At 30.2% G+C, this 473-nt stretch carries 2 protein-coding genes; both read right to left on the reverse strand.

The genetic code is table 11. From position 1 onward, the window contains the following. Positions 1 to 206: MurR/RpiR family transcriptional regulator (locus tag B2S90_RS00925; protein ID WP_414630676.1), on the reverse strand; the 206-nt coding region annotated here is incomplete at its 3' end. Between the two features lie 126 nt (positions 207 to 332). Continuing rightward, complete coding sequence (locus B2S90_RS10855; RefSeq protein ID WP_414630678.1) at positions 333 to 461, reverse strand: PqqD family peptide modification chaperone; 129 nt, start codon at positions 459 to 461, stop codon at positions 333 to 335. Between the last annotated feature and the right edge of the window lie 12 nt (positions 462 to 473).

Here is a 473-nt window from a genome sequence, read left to right on the forward strand (position 1 = left end):
TGGGCAAAACCTTTTAAACCCACCTTACGACAAAATCTTGATACAGACGCAATAGACACATCACTTATTTCTGCAAGTTCAGATACAGTCATATCGACTACTTTTTTAGGATTATTAAGTATGAACTTCGCAATCTTCTTTTCTGCATCAAATAATTGATCATAAAGGACAGTAATGCAATCTAATACGCTTTGTGAGTGATTCATTTGATTTTCTCCTTTCATAATGAAATTCCTTACATCGTCATGTTAACACAAAAAAATAATTTACACAATTAGCTAAATCTATCACATATTATCACAATGAATATATGTAAAATAAAAAGAAGTTGATTATTCAACTTCCTTGATTAAACCATGAGCGACAAAATCGTTAATGAATGACAATACATCAATTCTGATTGTTCCTTCAGGGTCTTCATATTCTTTATATACTTCATCTAATACTTCATCATAAGTCACTGGATGATCAAA

This window comes from Catenibacterium sp. UBA627 (assembly GCF_002299355.1).
Taxonomy (GTDB): Bacteria; Bacillota_I; Bacilli_A; order Erysipelotrichales; family Coprobacillaceae; genus Catenibacterium; species Catenibacterium mitsuoka.